18 protein-coding genes and 1 pseudogene are annotated in these 23,263 nt (G+C 32.1%); 15 read left to right on the top strand and 4 right to left on the bottom strand.

The genetic code is table 11. The features are described from left to right. Positions 1-163 precede the first annotated feature (163 nt). Positions 164-334 carry a zinc-ribbon domain-containing protein gene (locus tag CPG45_RS05880; protein ID WP_096231063.1) on the top strand — a complete coding sequence of 57 codons (171 nt, stop codon included), beginning with the start codon at positions 164-166 and terminating at the stop codon, positions 332-334. 195 nt (positions 335-529) lie between these two features. Here the strand turns inward: CPG45_RS05880 and CPG45_RS05875 are convergent, their stop codons facing one another. Then, positions 530-2,134 (bottom strand): IS1182 family transposase, encoded by a 1,605-nt coding sequence (locus CPG45_RS05875; RefSeq protein ID WP_096230102.1) that lies wholly within the window; start codon positions 2,132-2,134, stop codon positions 530-532. 210 nt (positions 2,135-2,344) lie between these two features. Between CPG45_RS05875 and CPG45_RS05870 the strand changes: the two genes are divergently transcribed. From CPG45_RS05870 to CPG45_RS05850, 5 genes are all read left to right on the top strand, one after another. Beyond that, on the top strand, positions 2,345-3,367 hold the full coding sequence (locus tag CPG45_RS05870) for a Wadjet anti-phage system protein JetD domain-containing protein (RefSeq protein ID WP_096231062.1): 1,023 nt from the start codon (positions 2,345-2,347) through the stop codon (positions 3,365-3,367). A gap of 11 nt (positions 3,368-3,378) precedes the next feature. Next, a complete protein-coding gene (locus CPG45_RS05865) occupies positions 3,379-4,920 on the top strand; it encodes a hypothetical protein (RefSeq protein WP_096231061.1) in 1,542 nt (513 codons plus the stop codon). Between the two features lie 24 nt (positions 4,921-4,944). Further along, on the top strand, positions 4,945-5,688 hold the full coding sequence (locus CPG45_RS05860; RefSeq protein ID WP_096231060.1) for a DUF6063 family protein: 744 nt from the start codon (positions 4,945-4,947) through the stop codon (positions 5,686-5,688). Next, positions 5,672-10,072, top strand: coding sequence for a coiled-coil domain-containing protein (locus CPG45_RS05855; RefSeq protein ID WP_096231059.1), 4,401 nt, complete (start codon positions 5,672-5,674; stop codon positions 10,070-10,072). Before CPG45_RS05860 ends, CPG45_RS05855 begins: the two co-directional genes overlap by 17 nt. Positions 10,073-10,207: 135 nt before the next feature. Next, entirely contained in the window at positions 10,208-11,464 is a 1,257-nt protein-coding gene (locus tag CPG45_RS05850; protein WP_096231058.1) for an MFS transporter, read from the top strand. A gap of 163 nt (positions 11,465-11,627) precedes the next feature. Here the strand turns inward: CPG45_RS05850 and CPG45_RS05845 are convergent, their stop codons facing one another. Together CPG45_RS05845 and ald are read right to left on the bottom strand one after the other, a co-directional pair. After that, positions 11,628-12,788 carry an ABC transporter substrate-binding protein gene (locus CPG45_RS05845; RefSeq protein WP_096231057.1) on the bottom strand — a complete coding sequence of 387 codons (1,161 nt, stop codon included), beginning with the start codon at positions 12,786-12,788 and terminating at the stop codon, positions 11,628-11,630. 21 nt (positions 12,789-12,809) lie between these two features. Continuing rightward, positions 12,810-13,928 carry an alanine dehydrogenase gene (ald, locus tag CPG45_RS05840; RefSeq protein ID WP_096231056.1) on the bottom strand — a complete coding sequence of 373 codons (1,119 nt, stop codon included), beginning with the start codon at positions 13,926-13,928 and terminating at the stop codon, positions 12,810-12,812. A gap of 476 nt (positions 13,929-14,404) precedes the next feature. On the opposite strand from ald, the gene CPG45_RS05835 reads away from it, so the two are divergent. The 9 genes and pseudogenes from CPG45_RS05835 (at position 14,405) to CPG45_RS05795 (ending at position 20,831) form a co-directional block, all read left to right on the top strand. Further along, entirely contained in the window at positions 14,405-14,926 is a 522-nt protein-coding gene (locus tag CPG45_RS05835) for a hypothetical protein (protein WP_231969023.1), read from the top strand. A gap of 64 nt (positions 14,927-14,990) precedes the next feature. Next, on the top strand, positions 14,991-15,434 hold the full coding sequence (locus tag CPG45_RS05830; RefSeq protein WP_096231055.1) for a gamma-glutamylcyclotransferase family protein: 444 nt from the start codon (positions 14,991-14,993) through the stop codon (positions 15,432-15,434). Positions 15,435-15,464: 30 nt separating this feature from the next. Beyond that, positions 15,465-15,578: pseudogene (locus CPG45_RS18155) on the top strand (YdcF family protein); the annotation flags it as partial. A 57-nt stretch (positions 15,579-15,635) separates the two neighbouring features. Beyond that, a complete protein-coding gene (locus CPG45_RS05820; RefSeq protein ID WP_096231054.1) occupies positions 15,636-15,923 on the top strand; it encodes a DUF503 domain-containing protein in 288 nt (95 codons plus the stop codon). A 379-nt stretch (positions 15,924-16,302) separates the two neighbouring features. Beyond that, entirely contained in the window at positions 16,303-17,943 is a 1,641-nt protein-coding gene (gene hcp, locus CPG45_RS05815; protein WP_096231053.1) for a hydroxylamine reductase, read from the top strand. Between the two features lie 238 nt (positions 17,944-18,181). Next, the gene (locus tag CPG45_RS05810) at positions 18,182-18,352 is read left to right on the top strand and encodes a hypothetical protein (RefSeq protein ID WP_172856493.1); all 171 of its coding nucleotides are present in this window, start codon (positions 18,182-18,184) and stop codon (positions 18,350-18,352) included. A 112-nt stretch (positions 18,353-18,464) separates the two neighbouring features. Then, positions 18,465-18,956 carry a coiled-coil domain-containing protein gene (locus CPG45_RS05805; RefSeq protein ID WP_096231051.1) on the top strand — a complete coding sequence of 164 codons (492 nt, stop codon included), beginning with the start codon at positions 18,465-18,467 and terminating at the stop codon, positions 18,954-18,956. A 92-nt stretch (positions 18,957-19,048) separates the two neighbouring features. Then, positions 19,049-19,867 carry a nucleoside phosphorylase gene (locus CPG45_RS05800; protein ID WP_096231050.1) on the top strand — a complete coding sequence of 273 codons (819 nt, stop codon included), beginning with the start codon at positions 19,049-19,051 and terminating at the stop codon, positions 19,865-19,867. After that, on the top strand, positions 19,839-20,831 hold the full coding sequence (locus CPG45_RS05795) for an SPL family radical SAM protein (RefSeq protein WP_096231049.1): 993 nt from the start codon (positions 19,839-19,841) through the stop codon (positions 20,829-20,831). Before CPG45_RS05800 ends, CPG45_RS05795 begins: the two co-directional genes overlap by 29 nt. A 340-nt stretch (positions 20,832-21,171) precedes the next feature. On the opposite strand, the gene pulA is transcribed toward CPG45_RS05795, so the two are convergent. Beyond that, positions 21,172-23,151: a type I pullulanase gene (gene pulA / locus CPG45_RS05790; RefSeq protein WP_096231048.1), complete on the bottom strand. Its 1,980-nt coding sequence runs from the start codon at positions 23,149-23,151 to the stop codon at positions 21,172-21,174. Positions 23,152-23,263: the final 112 nt, after the last annotated feature.

Raw genomic sequence — 23,263 nt, 5'->3', positions numbered from 1 at the left:
TGAAATAAAAATATTGCATAAAATTTGCAAACGTGATATACTATATAAAGAAACAGTTTATACTTATTGGAAAATGATTTAATAATGTACAACATTTCCCCTTTTTAGGATGAAATGTGGAACTGTTTTAAATCTAATAATCTTAAAAAGGAGGAAAGTTGTGATGGCTGATAAGACATTAGTATGCAAAGACTGCAGCAAGGAATTTGTCTTTACAGAAGGCGAGCAGGCTTTCTACAAAGAAAAAGGCTTCCAAAATGAGCCACAGAGATGTCCTGAATGCAGGAAAGCAAGAAAACAGCAGTATAACAACAACAGAGGTTTCAGAAGATAATCCACTGATGGAAAAGGGGCTGTTGCAAAACTACTTTAAAGTAGTTTGCAATACCCCTTTTTAATGTAAAAAGGCTGTATAAAAATGAAAAAACAATCATGAAAATATATGTAATTCATCTGATTTTCTATGATTGTTGAGTTTTAGGCGCACTTAAATAAGCCTTGGGCTTTCTGTAATTTTTTTCTTCAAATCTCAGGCTATTTTTATTCCATGAAGGTGCTTTTCACATCTCTCATTCTGTATTTTTGCATGCAGTTTGTTTACATCGTAGGAAAAACATAACAGCATAAACTCCGTTTTTACACTGTTTTTCCCACGTGTTAAAAATCTATTAAATTGGTAATCATTTTTTAGAACTCCAAAAGCACCTTCTACCTGTATTGAACGATTAACTCTCAGGAGAATTCCCTCCTCAGATGTGATATTCTCATAAGATATTTGTCGCTTCTCTACAAATGTTTTTGATACTTGCATCTTTCGGTTGCCTCGTGCTTTTGTACATTTTGATTTATATGGACAATTGTTGCAGTCTTCACATTCGTATACAGTAATTTCTGAACGGTAGCCACTTGCTGAAGTCCTATAAATGATTCCAATTGGTCTAAGTTGTTTTCTATTGTGGCAGGTATATTCATCTTTATCTTTATCATAAACCATGTTTTCACGCTTACTAATATCATTTTTAAAACTTTTTTTCTTCCACTTTTCATATGTCTGCGGCTTTATGTAGTATTTTTGATTTTTTTCTTCCAAATACAGATAGTTTTCTTCACTCTCATATCCAGAGTCCGCTATGATATTTTGATATTTGTTTCCTAAATTTGATTCCATATCATTTAGAAATGGAATAAGGGTAGTGTTGTCAGACCTGTCCTGAAATATACCAACACCAGTGACATACTCACTTTCAACCCCAATCTGCACATTGTATCCTGGCTTTAATTGAGAGTTGTTCATGTGGTCATCTTTCATATGCATAAATGTTGCATCTGGATCAGTTTTAGAATAACTATTCCTTCCATCCAATAATTGATTGTGTGTATCATAGTTCTTTTGACGTTCGTAAAACTTCTCTAGCTCTTCATTAAATTTTTGGAGTTTTGACTTGCGTTTCCCTATACCATGAACAAATTCTATCTGCTCTTCTTCTTTTTTCTTTTTAAGATAGTCAATTATCTTTTCTATGTCATCCAATAAAGTTTCTTTAGTAACAGTAAAATTAGTCATATACGTAAGATTAATTGATTCTATGCAAGATTGTATTTTTGTAAACATCTTTGCTTGATTTTTATTAATAGCCTTTTTCCATACAAATGTATAGCGGTTAGCATTGGCTTCAATCTTTGTACCGTCTACGAAGAGATGCTCAAACTTTACTTCACCTATTTCATGGAGATGCTGTACCAACTGATAAAACAAATCTTCCATTGCATCGGCGAGATATTCCTTGCGGAATCTGGCAATAGTAGAGTGGTCAGGTGCTTTGCTTCCTTCAAGCAACCACATAAAATTAATATCCCTTTTGCATGCACTTTCTATCTTTCTGCTGGAATAAATGTTATTCATGTAAGCATAAGTTAATACCTTAAACAGGATTTTTGGCTCTACTGCAGGTTTTCTTCCAGTGAAAGAATATGCCTTGTACAACTTTTCGTAATTCAATCCCTCCAATATTTGGCTAAGCAGGCGAACCGAATCATCCTCTGGTATTAACATTTCACAATTTAATGGAAGAACTAATTGATAACATCCATTAAATTGTGTATAATTCTTATTGTATAATTTACTTTTTTGCATAACTTAATTATACAGTAATTGCAGGTTCTTTGGAACCTGTAATTTCTTTTTTGTGTATAAAAAGAGACTGATGCACTATGACCTATTCAGTCAGTTGTGCAACAGCCCCTTTTTTGTATTCAAAAGCTATTGAAGGTAAAAGCTGTATTGTATATTTATAATAGAAAGTGTAAAATAAAATAAGGAAATGTAAAATGGGGTTGGTTTTTCTTGAAAATCGAAGATATATTAAAGAACTACGACAATAAAAAAATACAGTTAAAATATATTCAAAAGTATTTTGATGATTATATATATTTTGTGAAATTGATGGAAAGTTCAGTAAAAAGCGGAATCTTGAAGCCAGTTAAGGCGTCAGGGTTAAATGGCAGAGTCCCACCATTATATAATACATACTGGATAGTAAAAGGTGGAATCGAGGATGAAGAAGAACTGAAAAAAATCCTCTTGACATTGCCACCTGTACTTGATAACACATACTATTTAAAAAATCTTGAACAATTTAAGAAAGATATTAAAGCTGTTAACATGTTGAGAGATTTTTTCCTAAATCCAGATAAAGTGGCTACTCTAAAATTTCCTTATTCTATGAATGAAAGGTCATTTCAAATATTCCACGATGAAAAATTTATTTCTAATAAAGGTGAAAAAATACTCAAACGGCTTGGATTGGACAGCAATAAGTTAAATTACTACAATACTCCTGAGCCTTTCTTCTATTATTATATTCCAACAGATGATGTTAACAATATACTTATTGTGGAAAACAAGGATACTTTCTATACATTAAAGCAGATTTTCAATGGTGAAAGGTGTAAAATTGGCAATAACATATATAATATGCTTATATATGGTGAAGGGAAGAAAATACTGAGCAGCATCAATTACCTTATGGAAATAGAAACTTGTAAAAATAAAAGAAATAATATATACTATTTTGGAGATATGGATTATGTAGGACTTGGCATTTTTATTGAACTGAATAAATCGCATAAGGATCTTAACATAAAACCGGATACATATCTTTATAAGTGCATGATTGATGAATGTGATGTAGCACCGGCATTAAAGACACATCAGGTAAAAATAGATATTGGAAATTTCATAAAGTTTTTCGATGATGCAACTAGGGAAAAAATAGTTTCAATTTTAGAAAGCGGCAGGTATGTACCACAAGAGGTTCTTTCATATATGTTTTTTCATAACAACACAAAGAAGGAAAGTACCATATAACGGAGGAAGATATGTTTAGCTTTTTGGAAGATTATGATGTAAGGATGGAGAATATTTCACCAATTGTTTTCCTATTTGAGAAGATTTACAATTCAAAGAAGTATGATAAATACGATACATTTTTGCTAACTTTTTCAACGATGCTATTTATTCTCAATGGGATGCTTTTAAATAAACCTACAGATATTGACAGTATATCAGGCTTTTTACAAGATATTGTTTTTGAAAATTACAAAGAAAAGCTTACAACAGATGAATCAAAGGAAATGGCCTATTATATTATGTTTGAACTTCTTCAAAATGGCGGTTTTAACTACGAATTCAAATATTTAAACCCAGATGATAAAAAGGAAAAGAAAATCATGGTTAAACTTATCGACCAAGACTATATAAAGTTTGGAGATAAGATGAGATATAAGCTTACATCGCAAGGCCTTGAACTTTTATTTATGACAAAAGAGGTATATAAAGAGCTGCGAATAACTATAAAGCAGCTTTACCTAAAGCAGCAGATAGAAAAGCATGTGTTTGATGATGCATTAAAGACCATAGATGATTTAAGCCTTTTTGTAAGAGAGATAAGAGAACAAATAAGTGAAGTGATACGGCGGATAAGGACAAATGTCTTAAATGTAGATTTCACTGAATATGAGAAGATACACTCAAAGATATTTGAGCAGTTTGATAGAGAAAAGGAAGAATTCAAGAATATAATGGAGATTGTTAAAAACGAAAGAGAAACGATAGAATTATCAGATCCTGACAAAATTAGCGATGAAGATTGGAAAGCATTAAGGTCTCTTAATATGATATCAGATAGGTTAAATGATATTATAAATGAACACAACAAGTTATTTATTGATAAACTCGATTTACAGGCAATATACAAAGATGCAATAAAGAATCAAATAGCTCAGGGCTTCAGAGTAAGGGTAAATTTTGAATCTGAAATCCTTGATGGCATTATAAAAAATAACTCTGACATTGATGATTGCAGAAGGATAGTCGCACCTATATTGAGTTTAAAGAGAAATAAATACTTTAACATAATGAAATGCACTGAAGAACAAGTGCAGAAAAAAAGTACAGTGCCTATTAAAAATGATATAATAGATGAAGTAGATGAAAATGCAATAGAAGACAAGAAGAAGAAAATGAAAAAGAGAATTGCAAATTACAAGGAATACCTAAGATGCATATTAAGTAACCTCAATTCAAAGGGAGAGACATCACTTCATATTGTATTGGACAGACTTGATGATGAAAAAAGGCATGATTATATAAATAGCTTTGATTTTTTTACATTTTTAATAATGCTGCACCAAGCAGGTGAAATTGATTTTGATGATATAATGAGAAATAAAAATGAGTCTGTTGGCGAGGTATCTGAGGAAGTTGATGTGGAATTTGTCATCATTTCGGTTTTGGAGGAAAACCCATCATATCAAAACTACAAATCAATTACGGTATATAGAGGGGATAAGGATATTAAGCTAAGCAATGGTGTTGTGATGAGTGATTTTATAATAAAAAGTGCAAGGTCTTTCAAGTAGTAATATATGTTTGAGGTGATATATTTGTACAATGTAGATATTGAAAATGTAAGGAATGCAGTAAAAATATTTTTTAAACTAATTGAAAAAGGTGAAATTAATAAAATAGATGACAGAGAATATATGGATATGATTGACCAGAGCGAGGTCAGTGATGTGTTAAATGTGATGGAAGAAGAGACCGGCACAATCATACTAAGGGGAAGTGATAGGATATATATCAGTGCAAAAACAGATAATAAAGTTTTTGGGTATAACAATGAAGAACTAAGGAATCTCCTTAAAGTTAGCGACAATTCTGAACTGTATCTATGCTATTTTATAATGCTTTGCATAATGTGCCTTTTTTATGCAGGTGAAGGTTATGATATGAAGTGCCGCGAATTTATAGAAATCGAAGAAATTCACCGATATGCCGATGATAAGATAAAGTCTCTTGAAGATTTTAATAAAACTGAAGAGGTTGAAGCGACATTGCAAATTAATTTTGGTACTGTCGTGCAGAAATGGAACAGTATGATCGTGTATGATGAGAGAAAGGTTAATGTTCAATCAACGAAAAACAGCAGAATGGCATTTATAAAGAAGGTATGTGCTTTTTTAAGGGACCAAGGCCTTGCTATAATAGAAGAAGACAAGGTTTTGAGGACAACTGAGAAAATGGACAGAATGGTTACATCATATTACACAGCTGATGATAGAAAACAGGAAATAATGGATTTCATAAATGGAATCAAAAAGGATGATTTAAATGCCGACAATAAATAGAATAAGAGTCGTCAATGTGGTTTATGACAAAGGTACAAAAACATATGCCAATGATCTTTTTGAATTAAATAATCAAAATACTCTTTTTAACCTCTCAAACGGCGGAGGCAAGACGGTACTTTTGCAGCTTATACTCCAATGCATTTTACCAAATTGTGACTTAGGAAATGAGAGAAAGTTTGAGCACTTCTTCGATGGAAGCCGGAGAACCTCATACATTTTGGTGGAATGGAGACTTGACAATATAAAAGATGATTATGTACTGACAGGCATATGTGCGACTAAAGGTAGCGGTGATGATGGTGATATAAAATATTATACATTCGTTCACCATTACAATCGTGAAAATCCTTATGACATTAAGAATATCCCTGTTGTCGGGCAAGACAGGTTGATATTAGATTATAATGAATTCAGGAAGCTTTTGGATCAAGTCAAGGATTACAAAATAAAGGTTTTTAGAAAAGATGAGAGAGCAAGATATCAAGATTATTTGTCATCATTTGGCATATATGCAGAGGAATGGGAGACAATAAGGACCATTAATTTAACAGAAGGCGGTATTGGAAAGTTCTTTGAAAAAAGCAAGACATCAAGAAAATTCATTGAAAATATTGTTGTACCATATGTTGAAGAAATAATATTTAAAGATAAAAATGACAGCGAGGACCTTTCGCGAATTTTTGATAAGTATTCTGAAAATCTAATACAAATCCCTTACTTTAAAAGTAGTATTGACCTTTATAATGATTTTTTAGATATGGGGAGAAATATTTTACAAGAGGTTAAAGGATATTCAGATTTACTTTTGATGCAGGATAGAATACTCTCTGATATTGTAAAATACAGGGATTTTACACGAAACGGCTACAATCATTATAATGATTTATATAAGGCTGTTAATGAAAAAATAGAAGAAATACAGGATAAATTAAAATTGCTCTCTTGCAGGAAAGACTCCTATTACCTTTTTGTTGATGAACAAAAGTTATATCAATTAAAAGAAGAGATAGATAAAATAAAGAGCGATATTACTTTATTAGAAGAAAAATTAAAAGAAAAGGAAGAAGAGAAAAAATATTATTATGGTGCCATTTTATTGTATGAAAAGAAGGATTATGCCAGAAAATTATCAGAAGCTGAGGTAAAATATGAAAGTATAACCAAAAGTAATGAGGAAATCCTTTATGACTTAAATAGATGTCTTTTTTCACTTCTTAAATTGTACATGGCATTGGTAAATGATATTGAAGGCAAAATTTTGTCAAATAAGGAAGTTATAGATAATAACAAAAATAAAATCAAAGAATTCGATGGATTGAAAATTCAAACAACTAAAGAACTGGATGATAAAAAGGTAAAACTGGGTGAGGTAAGGCAATTAATAAAATCATTTAAACAAAAGACAGAAATGATGGTAGATAAATATGGCTATAGAGAAATTGTATTAAACCTGTCAGTAACAATAGATAATTTATCAAATGACTTGAAGGAATTAAAGAAACGTTTTGATGAAAATAACAAAAAATTAGTAGACATAGAGAATCAGATAAATGACAGCGAGATAGAAAAAGAGAGGATTTTACAGAGGATAAACGAAGAAACTAGACTTCTTCAGGATAAAATAAGGGATATTGATTTATACAATGTTGATTATGAGGAAGTGTTAAAAAACTTAGTAAAATACGAGATTAGTACTAATAACATATTTGATGGTACTGCAGTGAGAGATTTAAGCATAAAGCAAAAAGAGTACGAACAAAAATTATGGGATAGCCAGAATGAATATCTAAAATTTAAGCAAAAAGCAATGCTTCTTTCAGAGGATTTTTACATACCTGATGCGGATATACTAAAGGTATATAATTTGCTAAAAGACAATAAATATGATGCAATAACGGGAAGTGAGTATTTATCACTTTTGCATGATGATGTTCTTAAGAAGAGGTATATATCTGGATGTCCGTTATTGCCATTTGGTATTGTCATGGATAGAGATGGGATTAAAAGGATGGAAGATGATGATATATTTAATGGCATAGAATTGAGCAGCATAGTTCCAATTATAGCAAGGGATAGTATAAGAGAAAATGACATCAAAGAATATGGTAAAGAGCTTGCCATCAGTGATGGAGTTTATTGTATAAACAACAAAGGCCTTAGATTTTACGTATCAAAAGCAGAATACGATGATTTAAAAGAAAATATAAACAATAAGACAGCTTTATTAGAAAATGAAATAAAGCTTATGAACCAAAGCACTGATGATATCAAAAGCTCTTTAAATGTGGTAAATAAGTTCCTGCAAAAATATAGTAAAGATTACTATGATAAGTTAATTTATGATAAAGAAATGATTGAGAATAAAGTTGAGGACTTAAAGGACAATTTATCACAAATAAAAACCCGTGTTATTAATTTAAAGGGAATAATTGATGTGATAAGGCGGGAAAACAACGAAATTGAAAAAAATATCGGCATTTATGAGAGAAATATCGATGAATTAAATGAATATATGAAGGAGAATAAATCAATAGAAGATGCTTATAAACAGGAAAATGAATGTGTAAGATTTATCGAGGATAACCAGGAAAAGCTTAATCAGATAGAGGAGAATCTGCAAAACATAAGAGAAGAAAATAATAAGATTATGTATGTGATTGAAGGTTTAAATCGCGATAAGGATAATACGTTGAAGAAGATAAATAGTATAAATATTCCGAATAACTTTAACAGTGAATATCCTTCAGTAAAAACAATTGAAGAATTGGAAGGAATAAAAAAGGGTATTGAGGAGAAATTAAGGGGCATCACGGGTGATACCGAGGAATTGCAAAAAAATATGGACATGTGCAAAACTGAAATTGCAAAACGAGAAAGGCAGTTAAAAAAGTTAAATCTTGATGAAGCAAAATTAGAAGGAATTAAACTGGTTTCAGATGAAACAATTTCATTAATTGATGATTTGATATCTGATTTCAATAATAAAATTGATGAAAAAAAACGCCAATATAATAAGCTTGACAAAGAGATAGGCAAGATAGAGCAGAGAATAGAGTTGAGAAGAGAAGATATAGTTAAAAAGTACGGTATAGAGCCCTTTCACGATTTTAAATCAGATGATGATAGCGTTGTAGAAAAAATAAGCTGTATGATGGAGGATTATAAAAGAAGAGAAAGTGAAAATAAGGCGAAGTTAGAAAAAGTAAGTGAAGGCATTGATTTATACAGAAAACAATGTGACAAAGCTAATGAATTTTTAGCTGTTAATATGATCGATATACCATCTATAAAAAGTGATATAGAAGAGCATATTGAAGAGGAATATGATAAGGTAGATGCTGAAAGCTTGTCAAATAAATTTATAGAGCTAAATAAACATTATAATGATATTAAGGATAATATAAACAAAAAGAGGAAGGCTGTTGATGATGCATATAAGCAATTGAATAATAAATTTGTTAATTGCACAGAAGATGCCATAAGTAAATTTATATCATCTATCAATATTAGCGATGGTAGAGATGAGAGATTATATTCATATGACAGTGTTAATGAGGTGTTTTCGGCAATTTTTGATTCTGTAGAAAGATTGAAAAAGGTATATGAACATGATTTGATAGAGGCTGATAAGCAAAAAGAGCAGCTGGTGGTATCATGTAAACAGCATGTTGACAGGGTTTTAAATGAAATTAATTCTATTGACACAAAGTCTAATATTAAATTTAATGGAACAAACAAAAACATGATACAAATAAGATTAGAAAGCAGTGGAGACGAATTAAATTTTGAGAGAATAAGAAGATACATTGAAACATGTATTGAAGACATAAAAAAGGAGCACGAAAAGTCCGGCGGTGACAGGAATGTGCTTTATCCAATGATAAAAAATATGATGTCGACTGTTAAGCTTCTATCTGTTGTAACTGATTTAGAGAAAAGTATTGTAAGGGTTTTTAAGCCGCAGAATAACCCAAATTTAAGCAGATATGAGAATTGGGAAGCTGTATTAAGTTTTTCTGGTGGTGAAAAATATACATGCTTTTTCGCTATGTATATATCAATGCTTTCTTATATAAGGAGCAAAAAATCATATGGGGAAAGCTCTTTGGTACTTTTGGCTGATAATCCTTTCGGAACTACCTCTGCTGAGTACCTTTTAGATGTGATATTTGCTTTAGCACAAAAATGCAGAACACAGCTTATCTGCTTTACTGGATTAAAAGAAACCGGCATATACAGTAAATTCAATACCATATATAGCCTAGTTTTAAGGAATACGATAGGCGGTAAACAGAGGATCAGATCCGAATTGATTAAGAGTGAAATGGAATCAGGATATGTAAGTTTTGAGCAACAAGTAAGCTTATTTAGCAATTTATGAGTTGTATGAGGTTCCATGTCCAAAAATTAAGCCATAGAGTACCTATCTTTATGGGGGCTATGGCTTTTTTATACGTAATTAGCTTTCAGAACCATATAAAATAAAGAGAAATTTAAATTTAATGGGGGGAAAGTGATGTATTTAAAAAGATTATTTAAGCCATATATGGGTCTTCCAAAGGAGATCTACATAATATTTATTTCAAAGGTTATAAATGCATTAGGATGCTTTGTAATGCCATTATTAACACTGATACTGACAGATAAGATAGGACTATCAAAGGAAGCTGCAGGCTTTTATATAAGCATATCTGGATTCATATTTTTACCAGCATCGATAATAGGAGGAAAGCTTGCAGACACGTATGGTAGAAAAATTGTCATTGCAGTTTTTGATGGTTTTGCGGCTATTTTATACATTATAACGGGATTTATAGGACCATCGATGACTATGGTATACCTTATAATGTTAGCAGAAGCCTGTATGACAGCAGCAAACCCAGCACATGATTCATTAGTTGCAGATATGACAACGCCAAAGAATAGAAAAAGTGCATATTCACTATTGTACATGGGATGGAATACAGGCTTTGCGGTAGGCCCAATTGTAGGTGGTCTGCTTTTTAAGAACCATCTCCCACTTGTTTTTATAGGTGATGCAGGAACGGCACTTGTAGCGTTATTCCTTATAATCTTTTTCGTTAAAGAGACTATACACAATACAGAAAAAGGTATCGAAGATAAAGAGAGAGTTCTTGAAAAGAGTGAAGAAGGCTCTATCATATCAGTTATCTTGAAAAGGCCTATACTTATTTATGTAGCATTAATCCTATTTGGATACAATTTCGTATATGCACAATGGTCTTTTATGCTGCCTATGCAAGTGATGGAAGCATATAAGGATGCAGGGGCGAAGTATTTCGGTATGATGTCAGGGCTAAATGGAATTGTCGTAATGTTTTTTACACCCTTAATCACAAAGCTTACTGAAGGTGCAAATGAATTAAAGCGAATGGTATATGGTGGTATTTTGTATACAATTGGATTCGGTATGTTAGGCTTTGTAGATATACTACCATTTTTCTTCTTATCCACGTTTATTTTTACACTTGGTGAGATAGTCTTGGCTATAAGTACATCGCCATTTATAGCGAACCGTACACCTGCCTCTCATAGGGGACGAATGAATGCAGTAATACCTATGATATTAGGCGCAGGCCATACGGTAGGCCCCTTAGTAATGGGAATTGCATTGAAATATATAGATATAAAGGCAGGATGGATGATACTTGGGGCATTTGTGTTTACCGCGACTTTAATGATGTATGGCTTAGAGAAACATGATGAAAGAAAGATAGTAAAATTTAAGGCTGTTGAGACAAAATTGGGGTGATAATGACACTCGAAATAACGACCTTATATAGATCGGAATTCCATACAATAGTGGTATAATATTTTCGATTAAAAAATGCTCACATAATGTGAGCATTTTTTGCGTAAATTCGATTTATCGAACTCTTTAATTACAAAGAGAATTTCGTCTTATCTTTAAAGCATTATGGATTTACTTTAGCTTTAAAGATTTGTTTGCCATCTTTGAATTCTACTATAACTGCGCTTTTTATAGGGTCGTGGTTTTTATCAAACTTTATGGGACCATTTATGCCGACAAAGTCTTTTAGATTTTCAAGTGCTTTAACTATGTCATCTGCCTTAGTTGAATTAGCATTTTTTATGGCAGCAGCTAAAATATTTGTAGCATCATATGCAAGAACTGCCCTTGAATCCGGCTCAACTCCATATTTATCCTTGTATTTTTTGACAAAGTCTTGTACTTTTGGATCATTATCGCTTGCTATAAAATGATTTGACATAAATGTGTTATTCATCGCTGATGAACCAGCTATCTTTACAAGGTCTGGTGAATCCCACCCATCTCCTCCTAAGATAGGTGAATTTATACCCATTTCTCTTGCTTGCTTTATAATTTTTCCAACTTCTGCATAATGTCCAGGAAGAAATAATATATCCGCGTTGACGCCCTTTATTTTTGTCAAGGTTGAGCGGAAATCATTGTCCCCTTGCACATATGCTTCCTTATCAAGAATTTTTCCGCCCAATTTTACGAAATTATCTTCGAATACTTTTGCCAAGCCTTTGGAAAAGTCGCTCTTGTCATCGATATAAATGACTGCTGTTTTAGCTTTTAATGTGTTATATGCAAAGTCTGCATTTACTTTACCTTGAAATGGATCTATAAAACAAGCTCTAAAAACGTATTTTCTGACTTTTCCTGTATTAGGATTTACTGTAACCTTGGGATTCGTCGCAGTTGTTGCAATCATAGGTATTTTACTGTCTGTTACTACATTTACCATACCAAGACTTGTAGGTGTTGCTGTTGTACCTATTATTGCAACTACCTTATCCTGGTTTATAAGCTTTGTCGCTACATTGGTAGATTCACCAACATCTGATTTATTGTCAACTGACACAATCTTAATTTTTTTACCAAGTACTCCTCCACTATTATTTATTTCATCAACTGCAAGATTAATTCCGTTCATCGATGAAGCACCGTATGCAGCCATGGTACCGGTTAGTTCAAAATTAGCCCCTATTTTGATTACATTATCAGATGATGCTGTTTTATTACAACCGGATAAAACCAATGACAGTAAAATCAAAATGGCAAATATGACTGAAATTCTCTTCATATAAATACCTCCCTAAATAATCTATGTTAATACTTCTGAAGGATCGAAATATTCGATTCCATGTGCATCGGCAACCGCCTTATATGTTACTTTGCCATAATAAACATTTAGTCCTCTTAAAAGTTCTTTGTTTTCAAGAAGCGCTTTTTTATAGCCTTTATTTGCGATTTGAAGTGCATATGGTATAGTCACATTTGTAAGTGCAAATGTCGATGTCCTTGGTACAGCACCAGGTATATTTGCAACGGAATAATGTACAACGCCGTATTTTACAAAATAAGGATTTTCATGTGTTGTAATTCTGTCAATAGTTTCAACAGAGCCACCTTGATCAATTGCTACATCGACAATTACGGCACCTTTTTTCATGTTTTTGACCATATCCTCTGTGACTAATTTAGGTGTTTTAGCACCAGGGATTAATACTGCACCAATCAGTAAATCTGCTTTTTTAGCATATTGTGCTATGTTATAGGGATTTGACATAAGTGTAGTTACTCTCCCTGAAAAAATATCGTCAAGGTATGCAAGCCTTGAAGCATTTACATCAAGAATCGTTACATGTGCACCAATACCTACGGCGGCTTTTGCTGCATTTGTTCCGACTGTACCGCCGCCTACTATTACGACCTCAGCAGGTTCAACACCCGGTACACCACTTAACACTACTCCAAGCCCTTCATTGATATTTTCCAAAAGATATGCACCGATTGTAACGGACATTCTACCCGCTACTTCACTCATAGGTATAAGTAATGGAAGAGATCCATCATCTTTTTGCACTGTTTCATATGCTATACCGATTATTTCTTTCTTTAACAAAGCATCCGTCAATTCCCTATCTGGTGCTAAGTGAAGATAAGTAAAGAGAACCTGACCTTTCTTGAAATAATCATATTCTGATGGTTGTGGTTCTTTTACTTTTATGATCATATCCGAGATGTCGAAGACTTCTTTTGCGGTATCAAGTATTTTTGCACCTGCGCTTAAATATTCTTCATCGCTTATACCGCTACCAACCCCAGCATTTTTCTCAATAAATACATCATGCCCATTGCTTACAAAAGCATGTACACCAGCAGGTGTAATAGCGACTCTTGATTCATCTGGTTTAATTTCCTTTGGAACTCCTATTTTCATTTTTACCCCTCCATAAAAATCAAATAATTTAAAAATAATTTAAAAAATAATTTTAAAAAATAATTTTAAAAAATAATAAGTTAACACCTCCTAAATAGAAAAAGCAGCTTCACCATACAAAGCTGCTTTGCTTTAAAAAAGGTGCTCTTACATAAGTATGTTTAAAGCACCTTTGCTTCATAATTTTTATTTACTTATAATAAATTATACTACTTGTATCCAATATGTCAATATAGAAAATTATTAAAGTTACAGCTAGTTACCTTCAATCTGTGTAGATGCGTAATTCAAGTCATATTTTTCGCAATAATTATTCACTTGTTCTATTATAGCGTTGTAGAAATTCTTGTAGATGTTATTTGGTTATAGTATAATATATAAAAATATATTGCAATTATGTGTCAACAAGGGCGTTGATCAGTTATAGCTGATTAACGTTTTTTTATTTAATACAAAGGAAAAAAGGGGTGGTTTAAATGCTATTTAAAAATAAAAAGTTATCAGAGTTATTGAATATTATAAATACAAATAATAATTTATCCAACAAAGATAAAAGCCACTATTTTAAAGGGGTAATGAAAGATATATTCACTTCAATAATGGAACTTAAGAAAAAGCTCGTTAAATATATTTTTGAAACACAAGTTGCTTCAAGCCGTATATTTTCGGTTTCAGAAGAATTATCTATTACTACGGAAGAGAATAATGCTTTTGCACAACAGTTATATGCTGAATCACAGGAGATATCTTCAAATAACTCAATTTGCTATGAAAATATAAAAAATACAATTGGAGAAATAAAAGAATTAATTGAAATGCTTGAAAATATTAGAAGTACTACAGGGCAAATGTACAATACAGGTATTGAATCCAAGAAAATTGTTGATGAAAGCTTTCGAGAGATTAGATTAGTTTTAGATAAAATAAATAAACATTTAATTGATAAAGACGGATTATGTATTGGCGTTATTGGTGCCGATTTGAATTTGAAAATATAGATAGAGTATAGGATCTCTTTATTTCCATTTGAAATTTATTATTATATAGGAAGGAGCTAGTTTTATGAAAAATTTATATTTAGCATATGGCAGCAATATGAATTTAAAACAAATGTCAAAAAGATGTCCAACAGCAAAGCTAATGGGTCCTGCGATTCTAAGAAATTGGAAACTTGTATTTAAAGGTAAAGATAAAGGTGCATTCGCTACAATTGAACCAGCGGAGAATAGCGAGGTTCCAGCTGTTCTTTGGGAAATAGGACCATTTGATGAAGACGCTTTAGATAAATATGAAGATTACCCCCACCTCTACCGAAAAGAAATTGTAGAGGCCATATATGAAGGTAAGCCAATAAGGGCAATGGTATATATAATGAACCCAGGAAATGATATAGGAAGACCAAGTAAAAGATATTATAATATTATAAAACAAGGTTATGAAGATGTAGGTTTCGATACTGAACTGCTTGAACAGATGTTAAAAAATCAATATAATTTTATATGCTGAGAAATAAGTATGAAATAAATAAGTAACTTAGCTAGCTTTTCGGGTATCTTTGTAAAGCAATATATGTATGATGAGATTTATGGTTATATGAGAGAAGCACCTGCATTATTGTATATGTATTTAAAAAATAAAATCAATTTTTGATATAGAGGATTTATTTGAGAATAATATGATTAATTCTAAAATTTTTAAGGTGATAAAATGGTTATAACATATTGCAAAATACATTTGTATGCAAATTGGGTACATTCACTTAAAGAAAAGAGGATGGTAGTAAGAAGCATAATAGATAAGATGAAGCACCGCTTCAATGCAGCTATTGCAGAGGTGGAAAATCAGGATGTGCATCAATCAATAGTAATTGGTTTGACATGCTGTGGAAGCGATTCAAAAATTACGGAAGCAATGATTCAAAAGATTATAGAATTCGTCGAAGGCAATACAGACGCATATATTGAAAAGATTGATACTGAAACAATAAATGTATAAATAGAAGAATAATAAGTGTGACAACTAATGGTGATGATAAATTTGCAAATTTGGAGAAATTAAACGTCAATAAAACGGTTCTGCATGATGCGCCAAATAAATCCTAAACTTGAGACGCCAAAAAATGAACTTATGCAGAAATATTGCTGTTTTCATCAATAAATAAAAAATTAAATGATACAATAGAACTGATTAATTTAAAAGATGCAGAAGCAAAAATGTAATATATGTTAAAAAATTAATTTCTATTGTTTTACTTGTGATATTTATCACAGAAATAATACAACCTATGCCTTATAATAATAAACGTGTTAAGAATTGATGCGGAAAGGGATGTAATATTATTGGCATCTCTAAAATAAAAAAGGAGGAAGAATTTATGGGAATGTTTTGTTTTCAGTGCCAGGAGGCAGCTAAAGGCACAGGTTGTACATTGAGAGGTGTTTGTGGTAAGACAGACGATACTGCAAGAATGCAGGACTTACTTATATATACATTAAAGGGAATTGCTATTTTAAATAAAGAGGCAAGAAAGCATGGTTTAAACAATGAAAACACAGATACATTTATTATTAATGGCTTATTCTCAACAATAACAAATGTAAACTTTGATAGAGAATATTTTGTAGGAAAGATTAAAGAAGGGATTAAACTTCGTGAAATAATTAAGAATCAGCTAAAAGATAATGGTGTTGATTTAAATAATTTACACGATGCGGCGGTATGGAATACAGATGAAGATGAATTTGACGCAAAGGCTGCATCAGTAGGTGTACTATCAACAAAAAATGAAGATATAAGGTCACTTCGTGAGCTTATAACATACGGATTAAAAGGTATGGCAGCATATGCATTCCATGCTGCAAACCTTGGTTTTAAAGATGCAAAGATATCTGTGTTTATTGAAAAAGCATTAGCAGCGACACTTGATGATAGCCTTGGTGCAAATGACTATGTCGCACTTGCAATGGAAGCAGGCAAATTCGGTGTTGATGTTATGGCACTACTTGACAAGGCAAATACATCGACATACGGAAATCCTGAGATAACAAAAGTTAATATCGGTGTAAGAAATAATCCAGGCATCTTAATTAGCGGACATGATTTAAAAGACCTTGAAGAATTATTAGAGCAGACAGAGGGAACCGGTGTTGATGTATATACACATGGAGAGATGTTACCAGCGCACTACTATCCAGCATTTAAGAAATACTCACACTTTGCGGGAAACTATGGTAATGCATGGTGGCTTCAGGATAAAGAATTCGAAAGCTTCAATGGCCCGATACTCATGACGACAAACTGCCTTGTACCGCCAAAGGATTCATACAAAGATAGACTTTACACGACTGGTGTTGTAGGATTTGAAGGCGTAAAGCACATTGATGCAGGTCCAGATGGAAAGAAGGACTTTACAGAGATAATAGAACACGCAAAGAGATGCAAGCCACCAATTGAGATTGAAAAAGGCGAGATTGTTGGTGGATTTGCACACAACCAAGTATTAGCACTTGCAGATAAAGTCGTTGATGCCGTAAAGACAGGTGCAATAAAGAGATTCTTCGTAATGGCAGGCTGTGATGGTAGGATGAAGTCAAGAGACTACTACACAGAATTTGCAAAAGCGCTTCCAAAGGACACGGTAATACTTACGGCCGGATGTGCAAAATACAAATACAATAAACTAAACCTCGGGGATATAAACGGCATACCGAGAATTCTTGATGCAGGTCAGTGCAACGACTCATACTCACTAGCAGTTATAGCTCTTAAGCTTAAAGAAGTATTCGGACTTGAAGATATAAATGAGCTTCCGATATCATTTAATATTGCATGGTATGAACAGAAAGCTGTAATAGTATTGTTGGCTCTTTTATACCTAGGCGTTAAAAATATACACTTAGGACCTACACTACCAGCATTCTTATCACCCAACGTAGCCAAAGTTTTAGTCGAAAACTTTGGTATCGGCGGCATAACAAACGTAGATGACGATATAAAGATGTTTATGGGAATTTAAGATAAATCCAACTTAAAGACGATTCTTGAGCTGAATGCAGAAAATTCTGTATTCAACCAAGAACCGTTTTTTTATGTTTTATAATATAGCTTTATCTAGCGATATTGTATTATAAATTATTATAGGTGAAGAGGATATAAAAAATTTACATGTTTCACTGTTGCACTGCCTATACTTTGGGGAAAATTAATAAAAAGTTTAATATCCCATATCCGATATGAGTTTTGAGACGAATGAGATGATTATATCAGTCCGGTTTATATACAATATATTAATGACATTAGGATTAGTTCCTATTTTAGGCATTATAATGCCATTTAGAACACAGTTTGTAATTGATATGATGATGCTTGGAATCATGACAAACATTATAAAGACAAGGATAGAAGTCGGGCTAATTAAAGCATAAACATTGGCAGAACACAATTAGTGCTATGCAGAACAAATGTTTTTATTTTTATTGATTATAATATTATTATATGTTACAATATGTGTAAGAGTGCAAGGGGAGGGGAAATATTTTGACAAATGAGGAATTTATGGTTCTCGTTTTAAAAAGATTCGACAACATAGATGAAAGACTTGATAAAATAGAAGAAAGATTAAGTAAAGTAGAAACAAGACTTGATAAAGTAGAAGAAAGACTAAGTAAAGTAGAAACAAGACTTGATAGAGTAGAAGAAAGACTAAGTAAGGTAGAAACAAGACTTGATAGAGTAGAAGAAAGATTAAGTAAGGTAGAAACAAGACTTGATAAAGTAGAAGAAAGATTAAGTAAAGTAGAAGTAAGACTTGATAAAGCTGAAGCAAGATTGGACAAATTAGAAAAACAGCATGATGATATAGATTATATTATAAAGCAGACATTTGATGAGGTGTCAAAACATACGAGTCAACTAAATAAATATGAAACAAATTTTAGAAAAATAAACAATAAATTTGATGTTTTAAATGATTATATCTTAGAAAGAAATGCTGATGTGAAAGAGCTTATGCATATGCATGGATTATAAAATAAAAGTGCTAAAGGCACTTTTTTTGTTTTAATAAATAATTCACTTTTATGGTATAATTGTAAAAAGCAATATAGAATAGAGGTGGAATTTTGGTATACATCGCTGTATCCCTATATGTTGAAGCAAAACCTATTATCGAATATTATGATTTAAAGAGAGATATAGACGATAGATATTATCAGATTTTTAAAAATGATGGGATAATCCTGATAATAACCGGTGTCGGCAAAATTGCCTGTGCGACTGCCACATCACATATGCTTTCAAAATATCTTCCTGATGATAATGACATTATAATAAATATCGGTATATGTGGTGCAAAAAATGATGTGGAAATTGGAACGGCATATCTAATTAATAAGATAAAAGACCATGGCACAGGTAAGGATTATTATACAGATATATTGGTAGAACATAAATTAAATGAGAGTTCAATCGAAACCTTTGATAGACCTGTTGAAAATATGAACAATTTATCAGAAGCTCTATGCGACATGGAGTCAAGTGGCTTTTATCTATCGTCGGCAAAATATATAGAGCAACACAGGATATTTTTAATCAAAATAGTTTCTGACAGGATAGGTGTTGATACTGTCGATAAAAATCTTGCCTTAAATATAGTTGCGAACAATATCAACAATATTGATATGTTTATAAAAACAGTTCAAAAATCATTTAAAAGAGAATCGGGGATATTTCAGAGAGATGAACTCGATTTATTTAATAAAATATCGGATAATCTTAAGCTTACCAAAAGTCAAAAGGAAATATTATATAAAGAATGTCTTCATTATAAAGTGAGGACAGGAAAAGATATTTTATTTTTGAACAATAAGGTTGTTAATACTGTTAATAATAAAAATGAAAGGGCGAAATACTTTGAAGAAATTCTCACATATTTACGTTGAAAGAGATATCTTAAAACATCCTATTACAGTGAAAATATTAAATGAGCTAAAAAATAGCGTTGTGATAGAAATCGATCGATATGGCGACGTATTCAACAGACCTAAGCAAAACTACATAATGCAGAAACAATCACTAAACCTTATACTTGCCAAAAAGAGATATGATTTTATTTACAAAGGATCTGAATTATGTGTGAATTTCGGCTATAATAATTTCTATCACACATCAAATATATTAAACTGCCTTTATTCATGCGATTACTGCTATCTACAAGGGATGTATCCATCTGCAAACATAGTTGTATTTGTAAATATTGAGGATTTCTTCTCTGAAGTCGACAAGTTGACAAGTGATAAAAAAATTTATTTAAGTATATCATATGAAACAGATTTATTGGCATTTGAGCCATTTATCGGATTTGGCAGAAGGTGGATAGAATATGCTGCAAATAATGACAATTTATTGATAGAAATACGCACAAAAAGCGCAAATATTGATATTTATAAAGATATGGAAGTACCTGATAATGTCATATTTGCATGGTCTATTTTGCCACAGCCAATTATTGAAAGATATGAAAAGCTTACACCATCGCTCGACATGAGAATAAGAAGCATCAAAAAAGCTATATCAAGGGGACTTAATGTTAGACTTTCTATTGAACCTATTATGTATATTGATGATTTTGAAAATATTTACGTTGATTTTATAAATAAAATATTTAAAGAATTATCGGCGGATAAAATAAAAGATGCAAATATAGGCGTATTCAGGATGATGAAGGAACAGGCAAAAAAGATAGAGAGAATAATGGAGTCATCACCGGTATTTTGCTATGATACAGAAGTAAAAGAAGGTGTATTTACGTATAAAAATGAAGAATATATGAAAAATTTTGTATATAGTGAAGTAATTAAATACATAGAAAAAGATAAAGTATTCATACAAAATTACTCGGAATAGTGATTAGGATCACAGAAATTATTTTATTTTAGGATAAAATATAATCAGGTAATGTGATATTAAAAAATTAGATCTAAATAAAACTGTTCATGACCTTATAAAAAGGATACTTATAAATAACAGAAAACACAGGCAAGAACTGCTAAAAAAAATAAAAAGAGAGCTGCATAGAGGAAAAACAGTTGAAGATGTTAAACTAAAATTAATATTTTGCTGTAAGAGATGAAAATGGCGATCACATTGTGACACAGGACATTACACCGATAAAAGCATTAGAAGGTAAAAAGCGCCTAATGTCATAAAAATATCCGGACAGAGAACCGTCCTCTGTCCGACTTTTTTAGTTAGGGCTGTAGAGTACCATACCGCATATTGGCGGTACCGAAACAGTATTATTTTCAATTTTCCAGTTTCCACTATCTATAGAAGTAGTACCAGCCTTCATATCATCTACGACGACATGCCAATTTCCTTCAGGTAAATTAATCTTTACATCATTTCTCAATGGATTATATATAACTATAATCTTATTAAAGCTATCATGACAAGGTCTACCATCTAAAGTAAACGCGATAGTTCCATCAGGACTTTCTATAAATGAAAGGTTTTGCCTTATATCTTCGGCATTTTTCATCCTAAATGCAGGATGCTTTCTTCTTAAAGATATAAGTCCTTTGTAGTATTCAAAAACATCATGATATTTTGCCTTTCTTGACCAGTCGATGGCATTAATATCATCACCTGCATTGTAGCTGTTGTGACAGCCTTTTTTAGTCCGTAGCATTTCTTCACCAGCATGTATAAAAGGTATTCCTTGTGATGTCAATACTATCATGTTGCAAAGCTTATCCATAGCAATGCGCGTATTTTCGTCATCATAATGGTTGCTTTTCTCTATTTTATCCCACAATGTGAGATTATCATGACATGACACATAGTTTATCGATTCAGAGGGATTCAATGTAAAATCTCCTATATTGTCATTGTACTTGATTCCGCCGACAATACCCTGCTTTATAACATTTATAAGTCCGCTCTGCCCTGTTGCAAAACCTTTTGAATCATCGTCTGGGAGCCCTTTTATACCATTTCTAATATTATCGTTAAATACAGAGACCTTAAGACCATGCTGTGCTCCCTTTACTATCTGTTTTGATACCGGTAGAGCTGATGGACCACCTGTCCATGGTTCACCATAAAGAAGTATTGATGGATCAATTAAGTGGATTTCCTTTTCGATTTCTCTCACTGTATCTATATCATGAAGTGCCAATAGGTCGAAGCGAAAACCGTCTATATGGTATTCTTCTACCCAGTACTTTAGAGAATCTATCATAAGTTTTCTCATCATAGGTCTTTCAGATGCTGTTTCATTGCCGCAGCCAGAACCATTTGAGTAGCTTCCATCAGGATTGTGGCGGTAAAAATACCCTGGCTCGATTTTGTCAAATATAGAATCACCAATTGTATGTGTGTGATTATAGACTACATCCATGATAACTCTAATTCCTGCTTTGTGAAGCGACATAACCATTTCTTTTACTTCTTTTATTCTTGATAAAGGGTCAGAAGGATCTTTTGAATAAGAGCCTTCAGGTACGAAGTAATGATAAGGGTCATACCCCCAGTTATAACCGCCTTTTATTTCATCGACACTTGCAAAATCTTGTATAGGTAAAATGTGCACATGTGTTATACCAAGCTCCTTCAGATGATCCAATCCGGTTTTTACATTATTGGGACCAACTGTACCGCCCTCTGTAAAAGCTAAATATTTTCCTTTATTGATAATACCAGAATCATTGTGCATAGAAAAATCTCTTACATGTATTTCATATATAATAGCGTCCGTAGGACTATTAAATGTCGGTTTTATATCATTTTCCCAATCTTTTGGATTTGTTTCTCTTAAATCAATAATAACACTTTTTGCACCATTTGCTGTTAATGCTTTTGCGTATGGATCAACAGATTCTACTTCATTTGAATTTCTTAAAATTTTGTAGGTATATTGGAGGCCTTTTAAATCGCCCGACAATTCTATATACCATGTTCCACCTGTTGATTTTTGCATTTCATATTCTTCAATATTATCCTTTTTGTACAATCTTAAATAAACTTTATCTGCTGTTGGTGCCCAGAGTCTAAATGCGCTTTTATCTTTTATATATGATACTCCCAAATCTGAGCCATTATAAACGGGGTAATGTTCATAATTATTAAGCATATTAACTTTCATTCCTTTCTTTATGATTAGACACATAATATGTGAAAGACTTTTATGTGCAATGAGTATAATGCTTTCACATTGCTCCTTCATAAATATTATATCCCTTATATATCATATAACATAACCGTTTGTACATGTGAATAACTAGTTGACATTTATATTTCGATTGAATATAATATTAACAGAAGGCCTAATACCACAG

It is taken from the genome of Thermoanaerobacterium sp. RBIITD, assembly GCF_900205865.1.
Classification (GTDB): domain Bacteria; phylum Bacillota; class Thermoanaerobacteria; order Thermoanaerobacterales; family Thermoanaerobacteraceae; genus Thermoanaerobacterium.
Note: the sequence above shows the minus strand (reverse complement) of the source record. Positions and strands in the feature narration are given on the sequence as shown.

Bases quoted from the DNA above. Each gene is read 5' to 3' on its own strand.
- ald (WP_096231056.1), bottom strand. From the start codon at position 13,928: ATGAAAATAGGAGTTCCAAAGGAAATTAAACCAGATGAATCAAGAGTC.
- pulA (WP_096231048.1), bottom strand. From the start codon at position 23,151: ATGAAGGAGCAATGTGAAAGCATTATACTCATTGCACATAAAAGTCTT.
- CPG45_RS05820 (WP_096231054.1), top strand. From the start codon at position 15,636: ATGGTTATAACATATTGCAAAATACATTTGTATGCAAATTGGGTACAT.
- hcp (WP_096231053.1), top strand. From the start codon at position 16,303: ATGGGAATGTTTTGTTTTCAGTGCCAGGAGGCAGCTAAAGGCACAGGT.
- CPG45_RS05865 (WP_096231061.1), top strand. From the start codon at position 3,379: ATGTTTAGCTTTTTGGAAGATTATGATGTAAGGATGGAGAATATTTCA.
- CPG45_RS05850 (WP_096231058.1), top strand. From the start codon at position 10,208: ATGTATTTAAAAAGATTATTTAAGCCATATATGGGTCTTCCAAAGGAG.
- CPG45_RS05855 (WP_096231059.1), top strand. From the start codon at position 5,672: ATGCCGACAATAAATAGAATAAGAGTCGTCAATGTGGTTTATGACAAA.
- CPG45_RS05875 (WP_096230102.1), bottom strand. From the start codon at position 2,134: ATGCAAAAAAGTAAATTATACAATAAGAATTATACACAATTTAATGGA.
- CPG45_RS05845 (WP_096231057.1), bottom strand. From the start codon at position 12,788: ATGAAGAGAATTTCAGTCATATTTGCCATTTTGATTTTACTGTCATTG.
- CPG45_RS05810 (WP_172856493.1), top strand. From the start codon at position 18,182: ATGATTATATCAGTCCGGTTTATATACAATATATTAATGACATTAGGA.
- CPG45_RS05880 (WP_096231063.1), top strand. From the start codon at position 164: ATGGCTGATAAGACATTAGTATGCAAAGACTGCAGCAAGGAATTTGTC.
- CPG45_RS05830 (WP_096231055.1), top strand. From the start codon at position 14,991: ATGAAAAATTTATATTTAGCATATGGCAGCAATATGAATTTAAAACAA.
- CPG45_RS05835 (WP_231969023.1), top strand. From the start codon at position 14,405: ATGCTATTTAAAAATAAAAAGTTATCAGAGTTATTGAATATTATAAAT.